The sequence below is a fragment of the Micromonospora sp. CMU55-4 genome (assembly GCF_011602315.1).
Taxonomy (GTDB): domain Bacteria; phylum Actinomycetota; class Actinomycetes; order Mycobacteriales; family Micromonosporaceae; genus Micromonospora; species Micromonospora chalcea.
This window is the reverse complement of record NZ_JAAOLH010000002.1, coordinates 409,828-426,267: the sequence shown is the minus strand read 5'-3', so window position 1 is coordinate 426,267 and position 16,440 is coordinate 409,828. Positions and strand designations below refer to the sequence as shown.

Sequence of the window (16,440 nt, the reverse complement as noted above, 5' to 3'; positions counted from 1 at the left end):
TCAGTCCTGGTCGGCGAATCGCTCGACGGCGGACCAGGGCTCCTTGCCGGGGGTCTGCGCGCCGGTCGGGCAGGTACGCCGGTAGTCGCACCAGCCGCACCGCGGCCCCGGCTCGGTGGGGAACGCCGCGTCGGGGTCGGTGCCGTCGGCCACCGCGCGTTCGGCGGCCATGATGTCGCGGGCGGTGTCCTCGGCGCGGGTGAGCTGCCGGTGCAGGGACTCCGGCGTGTGCTCGTGCGCGGCGACGGCGCCGGTGGGCAGGTGGTGCAGCTCGACCCGGCGGCACGGCTTGCGGAACACCCGCTCGGCCGCGTATGCGTAGAGCGCGAGCGCCTGCGAGCCGCGCGCGTCGTCGGTGTCGAGGCCGGTGCGACCGGTCTTGTAGTCGACGATGACCAGTTCGGGCCGCCCGTCCGGGCCGGGGCGCGAGTCGATCCGGTCGGTGCGGCCGTTGAACGCGAGCACGGCGGTCTTCACCGCGACGACCCGTTCCACGCCGACTGGCTCGTCGGCCGGGTCGAGGCCCGCCACGTAGCTCTCCAGCCAGGTCAGCGCCCGCCGGAAGGCGTCGCGTTCCTGCTCGTCGTCGCGGTAGCCCTCGCGGACCCAGGTGCCCTTGAGCAGCGTGCCGAGCACCTCGGGGCGGCGGCGGTCGGGGGCCAGCACGTACCAGTTCTTCAGCGCGGTGTGAACGCTCGCGCCGAGCGAATTGTGCGCCCACGGCGGGCCCTTGGGCGGCGCGGGCCGGTCCACGTAGGCGTAGCGGTAGCGGCGGGGACAGTCCGCGTACGCGCCGAGTTTGCTCGGTGTGCAGACGAACAGGCGCTCCGGCATGCCCTCGAAGCCGAGCTGCTCGGACTGCTCGGCGCGCGGTCGGGGAGCCCGGGAGCCACTGGCTGCTGACTGTCGTCGCACCCCTGAGATCCTGCCACCCCGGTACGACAGCGGACGAAGCGCTCAGGCGTTGTTGAGGTACTGGGTCACGAACGCGGCGATCGCGTCGGCGATGAGCTGCACGGCGATGGCGGCCAGCAGCAGGCCGGCGATGCGGGTCAGCACCTCGATGCCGCCGGGGCGCAGCACCTTGACGATCCCGCCGGAGAAGCGCAGCACCACCCAGACGGTGACCATCACGGCGACGATGGCCAGCCCGATGGCCAGGTAGTCGACGCCGCCGCCGGCCTGCTGGACGAAGAGCATGGTGGCCACGATGGCGCCCGGCCCGGCCAGCAGCGGGGTGCCGAGCGGCACCAGCGCGATGTTGGAGGTGACCTGCTGGCTCGGGTCGTCCGACTTGCCGGTCAGCAGTTCCAGCGCGACCAGGATCAGCAGCAGGCCGCCCGCGGCCTGGAGCGCGGGCAGGTCGACGTGCAGGTACGCCAGGATCGTCTGCCCCGCCACCGCGAAGATCACGATGACCCCGAGCGCCAGCGCCACGGCCTGCCAGGCGGCCCGGTTCCGGTCGCGCGCCGTCAACGGCCCGGTGAGCGCGAGGAAGATGGGCATCATTCCGGGCGGGTCGACGATCACCAGCAGGGTCACGAAGACCTCGCCGAAGAGCTTGAGATCCACGCGGACACGGTAGCCGTGCCGCCGGAGCGCTTCAGCTCGAAGCGACAGGGGTCACCCCGCGGGCCAGCGCGACGATCCGCTCGTACGCCTCGGGTCCGGTGGTGTGCGCGCCGAGCCGGACGGTCTTGTGCGTGCCGTGGAAGTCGGACGAGCCGGTGACCAGCAGCCCGAGCTCGGCGGCGAGCCGGCGGACGTGCTCCCGCTCGGCCGCGTCGTGGTCCTCGTGGTCGGCCTCCAGACCGGCCAGGCCGGCCGCGGCCAGGTCCGCGATCAGCTCGTCGGGCACGATCCGGCCGCGCCGGCTGGCTCTCGGGTGGGCGAAGACGGGCACGCCGCCGGCCGCCCGCACCAGCGCCACCGCGCGGAACACCTCGATGTCGTCCTTGGGCAGCCGGTACCGCTCGCCGAGCCAGTCCGGCCCGAACGCCTCGCTCGTGGTGGCGACCAGTCCGGCCCGGATCAGCGCCTGCGCGATGTGCGGGCGGCCCACGGTGCCGCCGTCCGCGCCGGCCAGGATCTCCGTCCAGCTCACCTGGATGCCGTCGGCCTGGAGCAGCCGCACGATGCGCTCGCCGCGTTCCTCGCGGGCCTGCCGGACCCGGGCCAGCTCCGCGGCCAGTTCCGGCTCGGCCGGGTCGAAGAGGTACGCGAGCAGGTGCAGCGGGATCGCCGGCTCGACGCCGAACCAGCGGCAGGAGATCTCCGCGCCGCGGATCAGGGTGAGGCCGGGCGGCAGCGCGGCGACAGCCGGCGCCCAGCCGGCGGTGGTGTCGTGGTCGGTGAGCGCCACCACGTCGAGCCCGGCGTCGGCGGCGGCCCGGACCAGCTCGGGCGGGGTCAGCGTGCCGTCGCTGGCGGTGGAGTGGGTGTGCAGGTCGATGCGGGCCGGATCGCTCACCCGCCCGACGCTACGCGCCTTCCGGAGCGGCGGGGACGTCGGCCACCACCACCGGCCGGTCCCCCGGCGCCAGCCCTTCGACAGGCGACGCCGTGGGCCGGTCCCCGGCCAGCACCCGCTCCGGCTTGACCCGGACCAGCCCGCCGGTCGCGTCCACGTGCAGCGCCACGCCCGCGTGGGTCCAGGCCACGTCGCCGGCCAGCACCGGGCCGGCCGGGTGCGCGGCCGGGGAGGCGCCCGGGTCGGCCAGGTCGACCAGCAGGGCGGAGCGGCCGTTGCCGTTCGCGAGCAGCCACCGGCCGTCGGCGGACACCCCGCCGAGTCCGTCGGCGGCCAGCTTCACCCCGCATCCGGTACGCACCGGCGCGAGGTCGCGGGCCGGGTCGAGCAGGGCCAGGCAGTGCTGCCCGGGCCGGTCGGCGGTGATCAGGCCGACCAGGCGGCCGTCGGGCCGGGTGCCGTAGACGGCGCGCACGTCCGGGTTCGCGGGCGCCGGCTGCCCACCGAGCGCGCGTTCCCAGACGCTCACCCCGCCCTCGCCGGGCTGCTGGATCAGCACGGCGTCGCCGGCGAACCCGACCGGCACGGCGCCGTCGGGCGCGGGGGTCCGGACCGGCGCGATGAGCTGCCCGGCGACCACCCCGGCGGCGATCACCTCGGGGCCGTCCCGCCAGGCGACCTGCCGCCCGTCCGGGGAGATCGCGACCGCCTCCGCGGCGGCGAGCATGACCTGCGGCGCGGTGCCGTTGGCCGGCACCCACCAGAGGGTACGACCGGCGGCGGTGGCGGCCGAGGTCATCAGCCAGCCCTCGCGGTCGTGGACGCGCTGCGCCCGTTCGACGCCGCTGACCCCGGTCAGCTGCCGCCGTTCGCCGCCGCTGGTGTCCAGCCGGTCGCCGACGAGCAGGTCGAGTTCGGCGCGGACCGGCCCGAAGCGGGTGATCGGGGGCCCCGAGGCCAGCGGGGACGGGGTGAGCCCGGGCGGGTCGCCGAGCACGACTGTGGGGGTGCCGCCGTCGCCGCCGGAGGCGCTGAACTGGGCCACGCCGGTGGTGACGAACACGGTGGCGACGCCGGCCAGGGCCAGGCCGGTGAGCGTACGCCGCCGGCCGGTGCGGCGCGCCCGGCGCAGCACCTCTCCGGCCGGGTCGACTGGTAGCGGCCGGGACGTGGCGACGCGGCGGGACAGCGTCTCCCGCAGCGCCCGCTCCAGCTCGTCGTCGCTCACGGCCAATGGACGCTCCGGGCCACCGGTCCGGTTGTCACAGTCGTGCCGGATGCCGGTCATCGGCTCTCCGCCGGGATCGGAACGGCGGGGCGGACCGGGGCCGCCGGTGGCGGTACCGGCTGCGGCACCCGGGCTGCGGGTCGCGGCGCCGGGGTCCGGGGCACGGACTGCTCGTTTCCGCGCGCGGGCGGCCCCGGCCGGCCGGCCGGGGCGGGCGGCGGAGACGCGGGCTCGGGCAGGCTCAGGGCCGCCTCGGAGCCCAGGCGGCGACGCAGCGTGTTGAGCGCCCGGGAGGTCTGGCTCTTGACGGTGCCCGGGGAGATCTCCAGCAGCGCGGCGGTCTGCGCCTCGGACATGTCCTCGTAGAAGCGCAGCACCAGTACGGCCCGCTGCCGGGCGGGCAGCGCCTGCAGGTGCCGCCAGAGCGCGTCCCGGTCGAGTTGCTGCTCGATCTCGTCGACGCCGGCGTGCTCCGGCAGCACCTCGGTGGGGCGCTCGCCGTGCCAGCGGCGCCGCCACCAGCTGGTGGACGTGTTGACCAGGACCCGGCGGGCGTACGGCTCGATGGCCTCGATCCCGCCGAGCCGCTTCCAGGCCAGGTAGGTCTTCGTGAGCGCGGTCTGGAGCAGGTCCTCGGCGGTGGCCCAGTCACCGGCGAGCAGGTAGGCGGTGCGCAGCAGCGCGCCGGACCGGGCCGCGACGAATTCGCGGAACTCCTCCTCCAGCGGATCTCTGCTCACCACGCTCATCTCCCCCCGTCCTGCCTGGCAGGATGCCACGGCCCGGTCGGTCAGGTCGATGGCGGAAGGTGTGCAGTTCATCCGATGTTCGGACGAAAACTTTCAAGCTCCGTCGTCGGCCTTCGCCTCGTCGGCCTCCTTGCCCAGCCGTGCCTCGACCGCCTGCGGCTCGTACATCTCCTCGACCACGCGCAGGTAGAGCTCGTTCGGGTTGGGCAAATTCTTGATCACCCGGAGTGCCTGTTCCTGGCCGGCGGACTCCAGCACGAACGTGCCGTAGTTGAGCGCGCGGCCGGTCGGGCTCTGCTCGTACTTCATGTCGGTGACCCGGGTGAGCGGCATCATCGCGACCTGGCGGGTGATGATCCCGTTGACCACCATCACCCGCTTGTTGGTGAGGATGAACCGGTCGTACCACCAGTCGGCGACCTTCCAGGCGACCCAGCCCATCACGCCGAACCAGAGCAGCACGGCGACGGTGGTCAGCGCGCCGACGTCCCGCCCGGCGAGGAAGCCGGAGAGGTAGCCGAGCACGAACGTGGCCGCCACGCCGACGATGATCGGGGTGGTGAGGTGGATCCAGTGCCGCTTCCACTCGCCCCGGTAGCGCTCGGTGGGGAAGAGGTAACGCGCCACGAGCGAGCTGGGCTCGTCCTCCAACGGCAGCACCCGGCGGGGTGCCATGCCGGTGGCGTCGGACCGCAGCCCGGCCAGCTCCTCCTCGGAGATCGGCTGGTCCGGGAAGCCGTCCGGATCCCGTGCCCAGGCCCGGCCGGACCGCCCCTCACCGGTGTACGCGCTGCCGTAGCCGGCGTCGTCCGCGTCCGCGTACGGGCCGGGGCCGTAGGCGCTGGGCGGCTCGTCCGGGTCGATCCGGGGGATCGGCTCGGTGTCGCGCTCCCGGCGTGCCCGGTCGGGGTCGTCCGGGTCGAAGGGTGGACCGGAGGGGCTTCCCATGGGCGGCTAGGCGACGAGGTTGGTGAAGAAGTCGCCGAAGCCCTGCGCGATGTCCATGATGCCGCCGCCGAGAGACTTGAAGACGTCGGCGGCGGAGTTGGGCCGGTACGCAACGAAGAAGATCAAGAATGCGATGCCGGCCCAGGTGAGGACCTTCTTGACCATAGCGGGCCATCCTCTCGCGCGGCGCCGGGTCCGTTTACCGCAGCGGCACCCAGAGTATCAGCATGGTGTCTTACCGTGAATATCTGCGTCCGCTCTCCGACTCACCGGTGCGGGCGGTCAGGCCCGTCCGTGCAGGTACGGAGACGGTGCGCCGTACACGAGTTCGGGCGGTGTCCACTCGGTGAGGTCGTGCAGCACGACTTCTTCCGCGAGGAGGTGACCCGCACTCGCCGGCCAGGCTATCGCATGGAGCCACATTCCCCGAGCCTCGCCGGCGTACGCGCTTCGATCCGTTTCGGAACGTACGAGCCACAGTGGAGTCGGATGGCCGCCCACGCGGATCTTCGCGTGCGGCAGCCGCTCGGGATGACCAGGGCCGGGATCGGTCAACGCCTCCTCCACCTGGGGACCGGGATCGGGGCCGGGCAGTCCCGCGAAGCGGGAACCGAGACCGATGCCGGGTTCCTCGGCGACGAAGATCAGGTCGGCCGGTCCACCGTCCAGCGGGGCCGGTCCGGCGCAGGCGACCAGCGTGGCCCGGACTCCAGCGCGTTCGTCGCCCGCCCAGGCCACGCCGGTGAGCGTCCAACCCGGTGGGAGCGGCCACGGGCACCACAGCGGCATCCGGAGCCGGCCGGTCGGGTCGGGGTCGGCCGCCATCCGCTCGACCACGCTGGCCATGATCTCGTCGTTGATGCGCTCGGGCACGTGCAGCGGCGCGACCGGGCCGCAGCGCAGGCACCGGTGCTCGGCGTGCATCAGGTCCGGCTCGCGTACCGGCCCGGCGCATCTCGGACAACTCACCGCGACAGTCACACCCTCACCGTCGCCCCCGCACGGCGGGGCGTCAAGCGGGGCGGGCCGACCGGCGTGGGATTTCCGTCCGGTGGTGGAACCGCGGCGTCAGTCCGGCGGCGGCCCGGCGTACGACCGGATCCAGGCGTGCATGGCGATGCCGCTGGCCACGCCCGCATTGATGGACCGGGTCGAGCCGTACTGGGCGATCGAGAAGAGCGCGTCGCAGGCCGACCGCGCCACCGGGGACAGGCCGGGTCCCTCCTGACCGAAGAGGAGCACGCAGCGGCGCGGCAGCACGGCGGTCTCCATCGGCCGTGAGCCGGGCAGGTTGTCGATCCCGACCACCGGCAGGCTCTCGTCCCGCGCCCAGGCGACGAACTCCTCGATCGCCGGATGGTGCCGGACGTGCTGGTAGCGGTCGGTCACCATGGCGCCCCGGCGGTTCCACCGCCGCCGCCCGACGATGTGCACCTCGGCGGCGAGGAAGGCGTTGGCGTTGCGGACCACGGTCCCGATGTTGAAGTCGTGCTGCCAGTTCTCGATCGCCACGTGGAACTCGTGCCGCCGCCGGTCCAGATCGGCCACGACCGCCTCGCGCCGCCAGTAGCGGTACCGGTCCACCACGTTGCGCCGGTCACCGGCGACGAGCAGCTCCGGGTCGTAGCGCGGGTCGTCCGGCGGGTCACCGGGCCACGGCCCCACACCCACGTCGAGCTGGTCGTCGGTCACGGTTGCCGAGGGTACGGCCCGGCGGCGCCGCGCGTCAGCGCAGGTCGAGCGCGCCGCCCAGCCGGTCGAGGAAACGCCGGTCGGCGGGACTCGGCGTGGTCTGCCCGGCGCGGCACACGCGGGCGGCGACCGACTCCACCCACTGCCGGTACGCCGCCGAGTCGGCCGGATCGGCGCGGCGGCGCAGCACCCGTACCGCGGCCCGGGCGGCGGCCAGCAGGTCGACCAGGTCGGTCAGGCGCTCGTCCCGCTCGGTTGCGCCGTCGTGGCGGGCGTAGATGGCGGCCACCACGGCGCGGACGAGATCACTGTCGAAGGCGCGTCCGGCGGCCACCGCGTCCAGACCGGCGAGGCCGGCGGCGACACCGCGCGGCGGACGCCCGGGCCCGGGCGCCGCGGCGGCGACCAGCACGCGGCCGGGCAGGTCGGTGAGCAGGTCCCACTCCGTCGCGGAGTACGCGGCGGTGGTGAGCGGCGCGGCGCGGCGACCGGCGGAAGGCGGCTCTACGGCTTCGGAGTGGCTCATGGGCACCTCCAGCCCGAGCATATGCCTCCGGACGAGATCCGGGCCCCGTCCCCGCCGAACGGAGAACGAGGCCCGGTGAGCCGGACGGACGCGGGTCAGCGCGGCTCGGGGAAGCTGGGACGCTCCGGGTCGACGCCGTCCGGGACGGCGGCGGCCGCGCACTCCTTCTTGGGGACCATGACCTTGCGGCGGAACACGCAGACCAGCGTGCCGTCCTGGTTGTAGCCGCGGGTCTCGACGGCGACCACGCCCCGGTCGGGCTTGGAGGCCGACTCCCGCTTGTCCAGGACCGTCGTCTCGCCGTAGATGGTGTCGCCGTGGAACGTCGGCGCGACGTGCCGCAGCGACTCGATCTCCAGGTTGGCGATCGCCTTGCCGCTGACGTCCGGCACGGACATGCCGAGCAGCAGCGAGTAGATGTAGTTGCCGACCACCACGTTGCGCTTGAACTGCGAGGCGGACTCGGCGTAGTGCGCGTCCATGTGCAGCGGGTGGTGGTTCATGGTGAGCAGGCAGAAGAGGTGGTCGTCGTACTCGGTGACCGTCTTGCCCGGCCAGTGCCGGTAGACCGCGCCGACCTCGAACTCCTCGTAGTAGCGGCCGAACTGCATCCTTGTCCCCTTCGACAGGCGGCGATGGAGTTCGGCACAGCATGCCTTATCGCTTGTTAAGGCGAGGTGCGGGGCGCTCGCGCGGCGGAAATGTCACACCGGGGGCCACCGAGGTCCGGACGCAATGAGCGGCGGGGCCCTCCCCGGCACCCGCCGCCCACGCTCTGATGCGAAGAATTCTGCCGTACGGCGCACCACATCAACAGAGACGGAGGTCACATTTACCTTTTCGTAACACTACGGAAAGTCACCGACGCACCGTCGGTAAGCGATCTCCGCAGGCTGGATAGATGCTCGTCAAGCCCGAAGTTACTGATTCGTAGCCAGAACTGTGCGTGATCTCCTTGGAAACGCTCCCATCACGTCCCGTCACGCAAGTGCGGCATGCATTTGCGTTCCGCACGAGCGGCCCGCACAGATAGAGTTCGATGTGCCCAGGGTCACCGTCCGGGCGCTGTGCGTTTCGCCCCCACCGTGCCGGGAATTCGGACGGACTGACCCTGGTTCCACCGGGCGTACGACAATCCGCGGTGATCGGAGAGAGCAATGGCAACGGTTGAGCTGACCACGGCCAACTTTGACGAGGTGACCGGCCAGGACGGGATCGTCCTGCTCGACTTCTGGGCGGACTGGTGCGGCCCGTGCAAGCGCTTCGCCCCGGTCTACGAGCGGTCCTCGGAGAAGCACCCGGACATCGCCTTCGGCAAGGTCGACACCGAGGCGCAGCAGGAGCTGGCGGCGAAGTTCAACATCAGCTCCATCCCGACGATCATGGCGATCCGTGACGGCGTGATCGTGTTCGCCCAGCCGGGCGCGCTGCCGGAGTCCGCGCTGGAGAACCTGATCGAGCAGGTCCAGGCGCTGGACATGGACGACGTCCGCAAGAAGCTGGCCGAGCACAACCACTGACGCACCCGACGCCGCCGGACGACCCCGCCAGGGGCCGGCCGGCGGCGTTTCCACGCCCGCCGCACCGCCGGGACGGACAGTGAGGAATGGCCGACTGAGGGACACTTTCGGCCGCTTCACTCCCGTATCGTCACCATGCGATGGAGACCTTGACCGCCCGCGGGCGCGCGGTCCGAGTGGGCGCCACCCTGCTCGGCCTGGCGCTGCTGCTCCTGGGCACCGTGCGCGGCACCGACGACGACTTCCCGTTCGGACCGTTCCGGATGTACTCCACCTCCGACCCGCCGAACGCGCCCGCCCCGGACACCCGGGTCGAGGGCGTGGACCGCACCGGCGCGGTGGTCCCGCTCGGCCAGGACGCCACCGGCATCCGCCGCGCCGAGATCGAGGGCCAGCAGAACCGCTACGCCGCCGACCCGAGCCTGCTGCGGACCGTCGCCGACGCGTACGCCGAACGCCACCCCGACGCCCCCGACCTGGTCGAGGTGCGCATCGTGGTCCGCTGGTTCGACATCCAGGGCGGCCGCCCGACCGGCAGGTGGACCGACGAGACGGCCGTGCGCTGGGAGACCGGCGGATGACCGCCTGGCTGACCGAGGCGGTCCCGCGCGGCCGGATCGCCGCGTTCCGCACCCTGGTCTACCTCTTCGTCGCCGCCGACCTGGTGGTGTTCACACCCTGGGTACGCACCCGGGTCGACGTACCCGGCGACCTCTACCAGCCGCTGCTCGTCGGCCGGCTGCTCCCGCTGCCCACCCCCACCCCCGCCCTGGTCGGCGTGGTGTTCTGGGCGCTGCTGGTCACCGCGCTGCTCGCCGCCACCGGCCGGGCGCACCGGCTGCTCGGCTGGACGGTCTTCGCGCTGTACTTCGAGTGGATGATCGTGGCGATGAGCTACGGCAAGGTCGACCACGACCGCTTCGCGCTCCTGGTGGCGCTGGCCGTGCTGCCCACCGCCGGCCGCGCCCGGCACGGCGACCCGACCCGTACCGAGGCGGGCGGCTGGGCGCTGCGGGTCACCCAGATCTCGGTCATCTGCACGTACTTCCTCGCCGCCTGGGCCAAGTTCCGCTTCGGCGGCCTGGACTGGGCGAACGGTTCGGTGCTGGCCCGCGCGATCATCCGGCGCGGCACCGACCTCGCCGACCTGATCGCGCAGGTGCCGCACCTGCTGATCGTGGCGCAGTTCGGCATCCTGGCGTTCGAGCTGCTCAGCCCGCTGGTGTTCGTGCTGCCGGCGCGGTGGCGGACGATGACCGTCGGCTTCTTCTACTCGTTCCACCTGGTGACCATCGCGACGATCACCATCTCGTTCGCGCCGCACCTGGTGGCGATGACCAGCTTCCTGGCGCTGGAGAAGGTCCGTCCGGTGGTGTTCGTCCGGCGTCTGCTCGGCCGTCCGCCGCCCGCCGCGCCGACGGCGCCCGCGACGGCGCCCCTCTCGCCGGCACCGGCCCCCGACCCGTCCTCGACCGCGCCCGCCTGACCACGGCCACCCGGCCGGTCAGGCGGTCGGGCCCGGGCGTCCGGTCGGGCCGTGCAGCCGTTCCCGGGCCTCCTGCGGCAGCGCGCACGCGGCCGTGCCGCCCGGCAGCCGGTGCCGGTTGCGGGCCACCCAGCGGTACGCGGGCCAGGCCGCGGCGCGTACCGGGGGAAGGCGCAGTCCGGCCCCGGCGAACCGCCAGAGCGGGCCGCTGTCGCCGAGCAGCCGGGCGATGGCGTCCGGCCCGGCGGCGCGGGAGCCGTCGGCGCCCACCCACTGGACCGCCTCCTCGCACTCGGCCTCCGTCAGGCCCAGCGCCGCCAGGTCGGCGAACTGCCACGGGACCACCCGGGCGCCGGTCGGGATCCGACGCTCGATGAACTGCGCGCACCGGGTGCAGAAGGCGCAGTCGCCGTCGTAGACGAAGGTCGACGTCTCCATGTCCCCATCCTGCCCCGCCCCGGGGCGCGGCGGCGCGCGGTGTCCGCAGCGTCACTTGCGCTTTGTTCGTACACATGTTCGAATGAGCTCCATGCGCTGGGACAACCTCTCCGCTCCCCCGGACGAGGGGACTCCCGATCGGGCGGCGCCGGCGGCTCCACCCCTGCCGCTGGCGCTGCCCTGCGCCGTCGCCCGCACCTTCGACACCCCGGGCTTCGCCGGCATGACGTTCTACGAGGTCCGCGCCAAGTCGATCATCAACCGGGTGCCCGGCCAGTCGCGTGTGCCGTTCGAGTGGACGATCAACCCCTACCGGGGCTGCTCACACGCCTGCGTCTACTGCCTGGGCGGGGACACGCCGATCCTGATGGCCGACGGGCGCACCAGGGCGATCAGCGAACTGGAGCCCGGCGACCGGATCTACGGCACCCGGCGGCGCGGCGCCTACCGCCACTACGTCGTCACCACGGTGCTCGACAAGTGGTCCACTGTGAAGCGCGCCTACCGGGTCACCCTGGCCGACGGCACCACGCTCGTCGCCAGCGGCGACCACCGGTTCCTGACCGAACGCGGCTGGAAACACGTCACCGGGAGCATGCGGGGCGGCGGCCGCCGTCCCCACCTGACCACCCGCAACCGCCTGCTGGGCACCGGCCGGTTCGCGGTGGCGCCGAAGCGCTCGGCCGACTACCGCCGGGGTTACCTGCACGCCCTGCTCCGCGACGACGACCGGGCCGGTGCCCGGTTCCGGCTGGCCACCGCTGAGGCGGAGGCGCTGGAGCGGGCCGAACGCTACCTGGCCGACGCGGGGGTCACCGTCGAGCGGGCCACAGTCACCCGGGTCGGCCGCCGGCCGACGACCACGGTGGTACGCACGTCCGGCCCGGCCGAGGTCGTCACCGGCCTGCTGCGCTCGCCGGGCGAGACGACAGACGACTGGTCGCTGGGCTACCTGGCCGGCATGTTCGACGCCACCGGCACCTGCCACCGGGGCGTGTTCCGGATCAGCGTCGCGGACGACGGGAGCCAGGCCCGCACGTCCGGCGCGCTGGAGCGTTTCGGCTTCCGGTGGGCGCTCGACGTGCCGGGCATGCCGGGCGCGGCGCGTCAGCTCCGGCTGACCGGCGGGCTGCCCGAGCGGCTGCGCTTCTTCCACCTCACCGATCCGGCCGTCACCGCCCGGCGCTCGATCGAGGGCATGGCGCTCAAGTGCGCGGCGCACCTCCAGGTGACCACCGTCGAGGATCTCGGCCTGGAGCTTCCGCTGTGGGACATCACCACCGGCACCGGCGACTTCATCGCCAACGGCGTGGTCAGCCACAACTGCTTCGCCCGCAATACGCACACCTACCTCGACCTGGACGCGGGCGCCGACTTCGACCGCAAGGTGATCGTCAAGGTCAACGCGGGCGAGCTGGTCCGCCGCGAGCTGGCCGCCCCGCGCTGGCGTGGCGCGCACGTCGCCATGGGCACCAACGTGGACTGTTACCAGCGGGCCGAGGGCCGCTATCGCCTGATGCCGCCGATCATCGAGGCGCTGCGTGACTTCGCGAACCCGTTCTCGATCCTGACCAAGGGCACGCTGCTGCTGCGTGACCTGCCGCTGCTGCGCGAGGCGGCGGAGGTGACCCGGGTCGGGGTGTCGTACTCGGTGGGGTTCGTGGACGAGGCGCTCTGGCGGGCGGCCGAGCCTGGTACGCCGAGCCCCCGCCGCCGCCTCGACGCGGTCCGTCAGCTCGCCGACGCCGGCTTCGAGGTGGGTGTGCTGATGGCGCCGATCCTGCCGGGCCTCAGCGACGACGAGGAGTCGATCGACGCCACCGTCGCGGCCGTCGCCGCCTCCGGCGCGGCGAGTGTGACGCCGCTGCCGCTGCACCTGCGGCCCGGCGCGCGGGAGTGGTACGCCCGCTGGCTGGCCCGGGAGTTCCCCCACCTGGTGCCCCGCTACCGGCGGCTCTACCAGGCCGGCTCGTACGTGCCGCAGGCGTACCAGCGGGAGGTGACCGCGCGGGTGCGGATGGCGGCACGCCGGCACGGGCTGCACCGGGGCGAGACCGGCGACAACAGGCGGCTGCCCGAGACCCCGCCGCCCGCGCCGGCCGCCGAACAGCTCTCCCTGCTCTAGCGGTAATGCCCCTGAGGTTGACCCCTGAACTTCCGTGTGTTGACCCACTCCAGCGCCAAGTGTGCGATTATCGCACCATGGCTGATGGTTGGGTCTGGCCCCTCGTCGGTGAGCAGGTACGGCGAGCCCGGTTGTCGCTGGGGATCTCGCAGCAGGATCTCGCGGCGATGGTGGGGCTGGACCGCACAATGCTGGCCAAGGTTGAGGCTGGCAGCCGCCGTTTGGACGGCATGGAGCTGGCTCGGCTTTCCAGGGCACTAAGAGTGTCGATGGAGTACTTGATTCAGCCGCCGCCGGCGGTGTTGTCCCGACGAGCGGCCCCGTTGACCGAGGAAACGGACACTCAGGCAGCACGATCGTCGGAACGCCTCGAAATCGCCATGGTTGAGTGGCTGCGCAACGTCCAGCAGTTGCTGGATCTTGGCGTATTGCTTACCCGTCCGCTGCTTCGCTACCCGCACTCAGTGGAATCCGAGGATGATGCGCGTCAGACAGCCCGGTGGCTGCGACAGCGGTTCGGGCTCGGCGATGCACCGATCGGCAGCATCATGGACGTCTGTGAGCGCGCAGGTCAGTGGGTACTGGTCACCGACCTTCCAGGCGACGGAGCATCGCTCGTCGAGGGCGACATCGCGGTTGCTGTCGTAAGCACTACGGGCGACCCTGGCCGCCGTCGGGCTACCGCTGCACACGAGTTGGGGCATCTCATCATTGGTGATGAGTATTCTGCCGACCTCGGCGTGAGTGCCTCGCGTGCAGAACGGGAGGCGGTGATTGATGCCTTCGCCGCAGAACTGCTGCTGCCCGTGCAAGCGATTGCCGCAGCCGGAGCCCCCGGGACGGTGAGCCGGGACCAGATCGTGAGCTATGCGGCTCGATACCGTACCTCTTGGTTGCTGGCGTTGCGGCAGGCTGAGCAGGCAGGGACCATCGACGCAGAGACGCGTAGATCCTGGAGCCAGGTTCGGCCCACGCATGTGGAGTTCATGGAGGCATTGGGCTGGGCGCCGCAGCCCGACCTTGTGTCGGTGCGGGTACCGCCCGCCTACGCACAGGCCGTGATGGACGCGTGGCGGAACAGGCGCATCACCCGGGCGAGGGCTCTGGAGTTGATGCATGGCCACATCGCCGACGAGGATCTGCCGCAGGAGGACGACCTGGAGATCGCGCCGTGAGCCTGTCGGCGCAAGCCAACCCCGTCCTTGTACTCGACACGATGGTTCTCAGCCACTTCACTCTCGCTGACCGGCTGGACGTCTTGCAGGACCTGCTGCTCGATGCCGATTGTTGGACGACTCAGGTGGTTCGGGAGGAGTTGCGGGCGGGATCTGCGGATCATCGTGAACTGGCCGTCGCTTGCGAGGCGGATTGGCTGACCACTGCCCAGTTAGACACCCTCGATGAGGTGCGGTGCTTCACCAAATGGGCCGCGCGGCTCGGCTCGGGTGAGCGCGACCTTGGGGAGGCGTCCGTCCTCGCTGCCGCCGAACTGCGGGATGGGGTGGCCATCACGGACGACAGGAACGCGACGCAGGTCGCCCGCGCCCACGGCGCCCGGGTGCACGGCACCATCTGGCTTCTCGCGGGGGCCTGCCGGGACGGCAAACAAACCCTTACGGCTGCGGGGAACCTCATTGAGGCACTCAGAGCAACCGATGCTCGTCTGCCCTGCTCGGGAGCTGAGTTTCCCGCCTTCGCCCGTAAGCACAACCTCCTATAGTCACTACTGAAAGCTTCTTGACCTAACGGGAGGGTAGCGACTCGCGCGACGCGGCGGCTTCGGACTCCTTGTAGAACAACGTCCTGAACCGCCGATCATGGGCCACCCGCCAACAACTACGGATCGCGATCGTGACCTGGATCGAACGGACCTATCACCGCCGCCGACGCCAGCGGTCGCTGTCCGGGTTGACCCCGTTGAATTCGAGGCCATCATGCACCCACCGGCCAGTCAGGCCGCGTGACTACACCTGTCACCTGCCGGTGCAGACCCACAACGCTGCTGAGCATTACCTCTAGCGGGGAGGACCCGCGCCGGCGGGGCTAGGCTCGGGGGATGCGTTCCGCTCAGCAGATCCTCGCCGACTCCGCCGTGATCGCCGTCGTGGGCGCCTCCCGCGATCCGGGCAAGGCCGCGCACCGCGTACCGCTGGAGATGCAGCGGCACGGCTGGCGGATCATCCCGGTCAACCCGACTGTGGACGAGTTGTTCGGCGAGAAGGCGTATCCGACGCTGGCCGACATCCCGCACCCGGTCGACCTGGTCGACGTGTTCCGCCCGGCGCGGGACGCGGTCGACGTGGTCCGGCAGGCGGTGGCGATCGGCGCCCCGGCGGTGTGGTTGCAGCTCGGCATCTTCTCGGACGAGGCGCGCCGGATCGCCGAGGAGGCGGGCCTCGACTACGTCGAGGACAGGTGCCTCATCGTGGAGCGGGCCGCCGCCGGACTGACCCGTACCTCCGGCCCGACGGCCGACTGACGGCGCGGCACGCGGCGCGTACCCTTCCGGGCATGTCCGGTCCCGGCCCGATGGCTGCGGCGGTGCCCGACCGCGACGGGTTGTGGTCCCGCCGGTTGTTCGCGCTCCTGGCCGGTACGGCGGTGGCCGCGGTGAGCGGCCGGGTTCTCCTCGCGCTGGATCCGTCGCACCTCGACGCGGCTCGTGGCGTGGTGTGGCTGGTGATGCTGGGGCACCTGGCGCAGCGGTACTGGCGGCCACGGCGGACCGGCCGGCTGATCTGGCGGCCCCGGGTGGCCGGGCCGCACGGCGCCGAACCGGGGCTGGTCGCCCGGCGGTCGGCGGCGGGATGGCTGGGGCTGACCGCGGACGTGACAGCGGGTGTCGTGGTGGCCCTCGGCGGTTTCTCGGTCCTGACCGAGCGCTGGCCGCAGGTCGAGGCGGGGCGACCGCCGGTGCTGGCCGCGGTGGCTCTCGGCCTGGGCTGGGCGGTCTACGCGGAGACGCGGTTCACCGGCCGGCTGGCGTTGACCGGCGGCGGGCTCCGGTACGGCGGGGACTGGTACCCGTGGTCGGAGATCCGGGGCGTCCGGCGCTCCGGCGAGCGCGCCGGCGGTGTGCACCTCCGGCTGGAACCGGAGCGGCTGCCCCGGACGGTGGTCGGCGGACGCGACCTGGCCGTGCCGGACGAACGGCTCATCGCCGCGATCGAGGCGTTCCGGACCACGCCGGAGGCGCTGGCGGTGGGGTTGCCGGTGACACCCCCGGAGCCGGCCCCCGGCGTGGCGGAACGCTGAACG

General features: G+C 72.4%; 20 protein-coding genes and 1 pseudogene. 9 read left to right on the top strand and 12 right to left on the bottom strand.

The genetic code is table 11. The annotated features are described in order from the left end of the window. The 11 genes from HA073_RS05260 to HA073_RS05210 all read right to left on the bottom strand — a co-directional run bounded on the left by HA073_RS05260 (nt 1) and on the right by HA073_RS05210 (nt 8,242). Complete coding sequence (locus tag HA073_RS05260; RefSeq protein ID WP_205796294.1) at nt 1–834, bottom strand: PD-(D/E)XK nuclease family protein; 834 nt, start codon at nt 832–834, stop codon at nt 1–3. Nucleotides 835–957: 123 nt separating this feature from the next. After that, nucleotides 958–1,572 (bottom strand): MarC family protein, encoded by a 615-nt coding sequence (locus HA073_RS05255; RefSeq protein WP_064447588.1) that lies wholly within the window; start codon nt 1,570–1,572, stop codon nt 958–960. Nucleotides 1,573–1,603: 31 nt separating this feature from the next. Next, complete coding sequence (locus tag HA073_RS05250) at nt 1,604–2,470, bottom strand: PHP domain-containing protein (RefSeq protein WP_064447587.1); 867 nt, start codon at nt 2,468–2,470, stop codon at nt 1,604–1,606. 10 nt (nt 2,471–2,480) lie between these two features. After that, a complete protein-coding gene (locus HA073_RS05245; RefSeq protein WP_309227988.1) occupies nt 2,481–3,698 on the bottom strand; it encodes a hypothetical protein in 1,218 nt (405 codons plus the stop codon). A 56-nt stretch (nt 3,699–3,754) separates the two neighbouring features. Next, a complete protein-coding gene (locus HA073_RS05240) occupies nt 3,755–4,447 on the bottom strand; it encodes a SigE family RNA polymerase sigma factor (protein WP_043326878.1) in 693 nt (230 codons plus the stop codon). A 93-nt stretch (nt 4,448–4,540) separates the two neighbouring features. Further along, nucleotides 4,541–5,395: a PH domain-containing protein gene (locus HA073_RS05235; protein WP_043326880.1), complete on the bottom strand. Its 855-nt coding sequence runs from the start codon at nt 5,393–5,395 to the stop codon at nt 4,541–4,543. Between the two features lie 6 nt (nt 5,396–5,401). Beyond that, a complete protein-coding gene (locus tag HA073_RS05230) occupies nt 5,402–5,560 on the bottom strand; it encodes a hypothetical protein (protein WP_013283898.1) in 159 nt (52 codons plus the stop codon). A gap of 117 nt (nt 5,561–5,677) precedes the next feature. Next, nucleotides 5,678–6,364 (bottom strand): TFIIB-type zinc ribbon-containing protein, encoded by a 687-nt coding sequence (locus tag HA073_RS05225; protein ID WP_307189064.1) that lies wholly within the window; start codon nt 6,362–6,364, stop codon nt 5,678–5,680. Between the two features lie 99 nt (nt 6,365–6,463). Next, on the bottom strand, nt 6,464–7,087 hold the full coding sequence (locus HA073_RS05220; RefSeq protein ID WP_166455802.1) for an RNA methyltransferase: 624 nt from the start codon (nt 7,085–7,087) through the stop codon (nt 6,464–6,466). A 34-nt stretch (nt 7,088–7,121) separates the two neighbouring features. Further along, nucleotides 7,122–7,613, bottom strand: coding sequence for a hypothetical protein (locus HA073_RS05215; protein WP_043330668.1), 492 nt, complete (start codon nt 7,611–7,613; stop codon nt 7,122–7,124). 95 nt (nt 7,614–7,708) lie between these two features. Next, the gene (locus tag HA073_RS05210) at nt 7,709–8,242 is read right to left on the bottom strand and encodes a MaoC family dehydratase (RefSeq protein ID WP_375336222.1); all 534 of its coding nucleotides are present in this window, start codon (nt 8,240–8,242) and stop codon (nt 7,709–7,711) included. A gap of 528 nt (nt 8,243–8,770) precedes the next feature. Here HA073_RS05210 and trxA point away from each other — a divergent pair. From trxA to HA073_RS05195, 3 genes are all read left to right on the top strand, one after another. After that, nucleotides 8,771–9,133 (top strand): thioredoxin, encoded by a 363-nt coding sequence (trxA, locus tag HA073_RS05205; protein ID WP_018789069.1) that lies wholly within the window; start codon nt 8,771–8,773, stop codon nt 9,131–9,133. A 140-nt stretch (nt 9,134–9,273) separates the two neighbouring features. After that, complete coding sequence (locus tag HA073_RS05200) at nt 9,274–9,714, top strand: hypothetical protein (protein ID WP_064447585.1); 441 nt, start codon at nt 9,274–9,276, stop codon at nt 9,712–9,714. Beyond that, the gene (locus tag HA073_RS05195; RefSeq protein WP_043326888.1) at nt 9,711–10,619 is read left to right on the top strand and encodes an HTTM domain-containing protein; all 909 of its coding nucleotides are present in this window, start codon (nt 9,711–9,713) and stop codon (nt 10,617–10,619) included. The genes HA073_RS05200 and HA073_RS05195 overlap by 4 nt, the downstream gene beginning before the upstream one ends. 18 nt (nt 10,620–10,637) lie before the next feature. Here the strand turns inward: HA073_RS05195 and HA073_RS05190 are convergent, their stop codons facing one another. After that, nucleotides 10,638–11,057 (bottom strand): thiol-disulfide oxidoreductase DCC family protein, encoded by a 420-nt coding sequence (locus HA073_RS05190; protein WP_166455800.1) that lies wholly within the window; start codon nt 11,055–11,057, stop codon nt 10,638–10,640. On the opposite strand from HA073_RS05190, the gene HA073_RS05185 reads away from it, so the two are divergent. The 6 genes and pseudogenes from HA073_RS05185 to HA073_RS05160 all read left to right on the top strand — a co-directional run bounded on the left by HA073_RS05185 (nt 11,056) and on the right by HA073_RS05160 (nt 16,437). Further along, nucleotides 11,056–13,182, top strand: coding sequence for an intein-containing Rv2578c family radical SAM protein (locus HA073_RS05185; RefSeq protein ID WP_309227987.1), 2,127 nt, complete (start codon nt 11,056–11,058; stop codon nt 13,180–13,182). The genes HA073_RS05190 and HA073_RS05185 overlap by 2 nt on opposite strands. A 77-nt stretch (nt 13,183–13,259) precedes the next feature. Continuing rightward, the gene (locus HA073_RS05180; RefSeq protein ID WP_043330670.1) at nt 13,260–14,357 is read left to right on the top strand and encodes a helix-turn-helix domain-containing protein; all 1,098 of its coding nucleotides are present in this window, start codon (nt 13,260–13,262) and stop codon (nt 14,355–14,357) included. After that, nucleotides 14,354–14,902, top strand: coding sequence for a hypothetical protein (locus tag HA073_RS05175; RefSeq protein ID WP_064447582.1), 549 nt, complete (start codon nt 14,354–14,356; stop codon nt 14,900–14,902). The genes HA073_RS05180 and HA073_RS05175 overlap by 4 nt, the downstream gene beginning before the upstream one ends. A 77-nt stretch (nt 14,903–14,979) precedes the next feature. Next, nucleotides 14,980–15,102, top strand: a pseudogene (locus tag HA073_RS05170) (IS3 family transposase); the annotation flags it as partial. A 136-nt stretch (nt 15,103–15,238) separates the two neighbouring features. Continuing rightward, nucleotides 15,239–15,661, top strand: coding sequence for a CoA-binding protein (locus HA073_RS05165; RefSeq protein WP_166455799.1), 423 nt, complete (start codon nt 15,239–15,241; stop codon nt 15,659–15,661). A 32-nt stretch (nt 15,662–15,693) separates the two neighbouring features. Next, the gene (locus HA073_RS05160) at nt 15,694–16,437 is read left to right on the top strand and encodes a hypothetical protein (protein ID WP_166455798.1); all 744 of its coding nucleotides are present in this window, start codon (nt 15,694–15,696) and stop codon (nt 16,435–16,437) included. Nucleotides 16,438–16,440: the final 3 nt, after the last annotated feature.

What these genes read in the sequence shown, in the direction of transcription:
- HA073_RS05200 (WP_064447585.1), top strand. Translation starts at nt 9,274, where the DNA reads ATGGAGACCTTGACCGCCCGCGGGCGCGCGGTCCGAGTGGGCGCCACC.
- HA073_RS05190 (WP_166455800.1), bottom strand. Translation starts at nt 11,057, where the DNA reads ATGGAGACGTCGACCTTCGTCTACGACGGCGACTGCGCCTTCTGCACC.
- HA073_RS05230 (WP_013283898.1), bottom strand. Translation starts at nt 5,560, where the DNA reads ATGGTCAAGAAGGTCCTCACCTGGGCCGGCATCGCATTCTTGATCTTC.
- HA073_RS05195 (WP_043326888.1), top strand. Translation starts at nt 9,711, where the DNA reads ATGACCGCCTGGCTGACCGAGGCGGTCCCGCGCGGCCGGATCGCCGCG.
- HA073_RS05260 (WP_205796294.1), bottom strand. Translation starts at nt 834, where the DNA reads ATGCCGGAGCGCCTGTTCGTCTGCACACCGAGCAAACTCGGCGCGTAC.
- HA073_RS05240 (WP_043326878.1), bottom strand. Translation starts at nt 4,447, where the DNA reads ATGAGCGTGGTGAGCAGAGATCCGCTGGAGGAGGAGTTCCGCGAATTC.
- HA073_RS05180 (WP_043330670.1), top strand. Translation starts at nt 13,260, where the DNA reads ATGGCTGATGGTTGGGTCTGGCCCCTCGTCGGTGAGCAGGTACGGCGA.
- HA073_RS05215 (WP_043330668.1), bottom strand. Translation starts at nt 7,613, where the DNA reads ATGAGCCACTCCGAAGCCGTAGAGCCGCCTTCCGCCGGTCGCCGCGCC.
- HA073_RS05160 (WP_166455798.1), top strand. Translation starts at nt 15,694, where the DNA reads ATGTCCGGTCCCGGCCCGATGGCTGCGGCGGTGCCCGACCGCGACGGG.
- trxA (WP_018789069.1), top strand. Translation starts at nt 8,771, where the DNA reads ATGGCAACGGTTGAGCTGACCACGGCCAACTTTGACGAGGTGACCGGC.
- HA073_RS05165 (WP_166455799.1), top strand. Translation starts at nt 15,239, where the DNA reads ATGCGTTCCGCTCAGCAGATCCTCGCCGACTCCGCCGTGATCGCCGTC.
- HA073_RS05185 (WP_309227987.1), top strand. Translation starts at nt 11,056, where the DNA reads ATGTCCCCATCCTGCCCCGCCCCGGGGCGCGGCGGCGCGCGGTGTCCG.
- HA073_RS05235 (WP_043326880.1), bottom strand. Translation starts at nt 5,395, where the DNA reads ATGGGAAGCCCCTCCGGTCCACCCTTCGACCCGGACGACCCCGACCGG.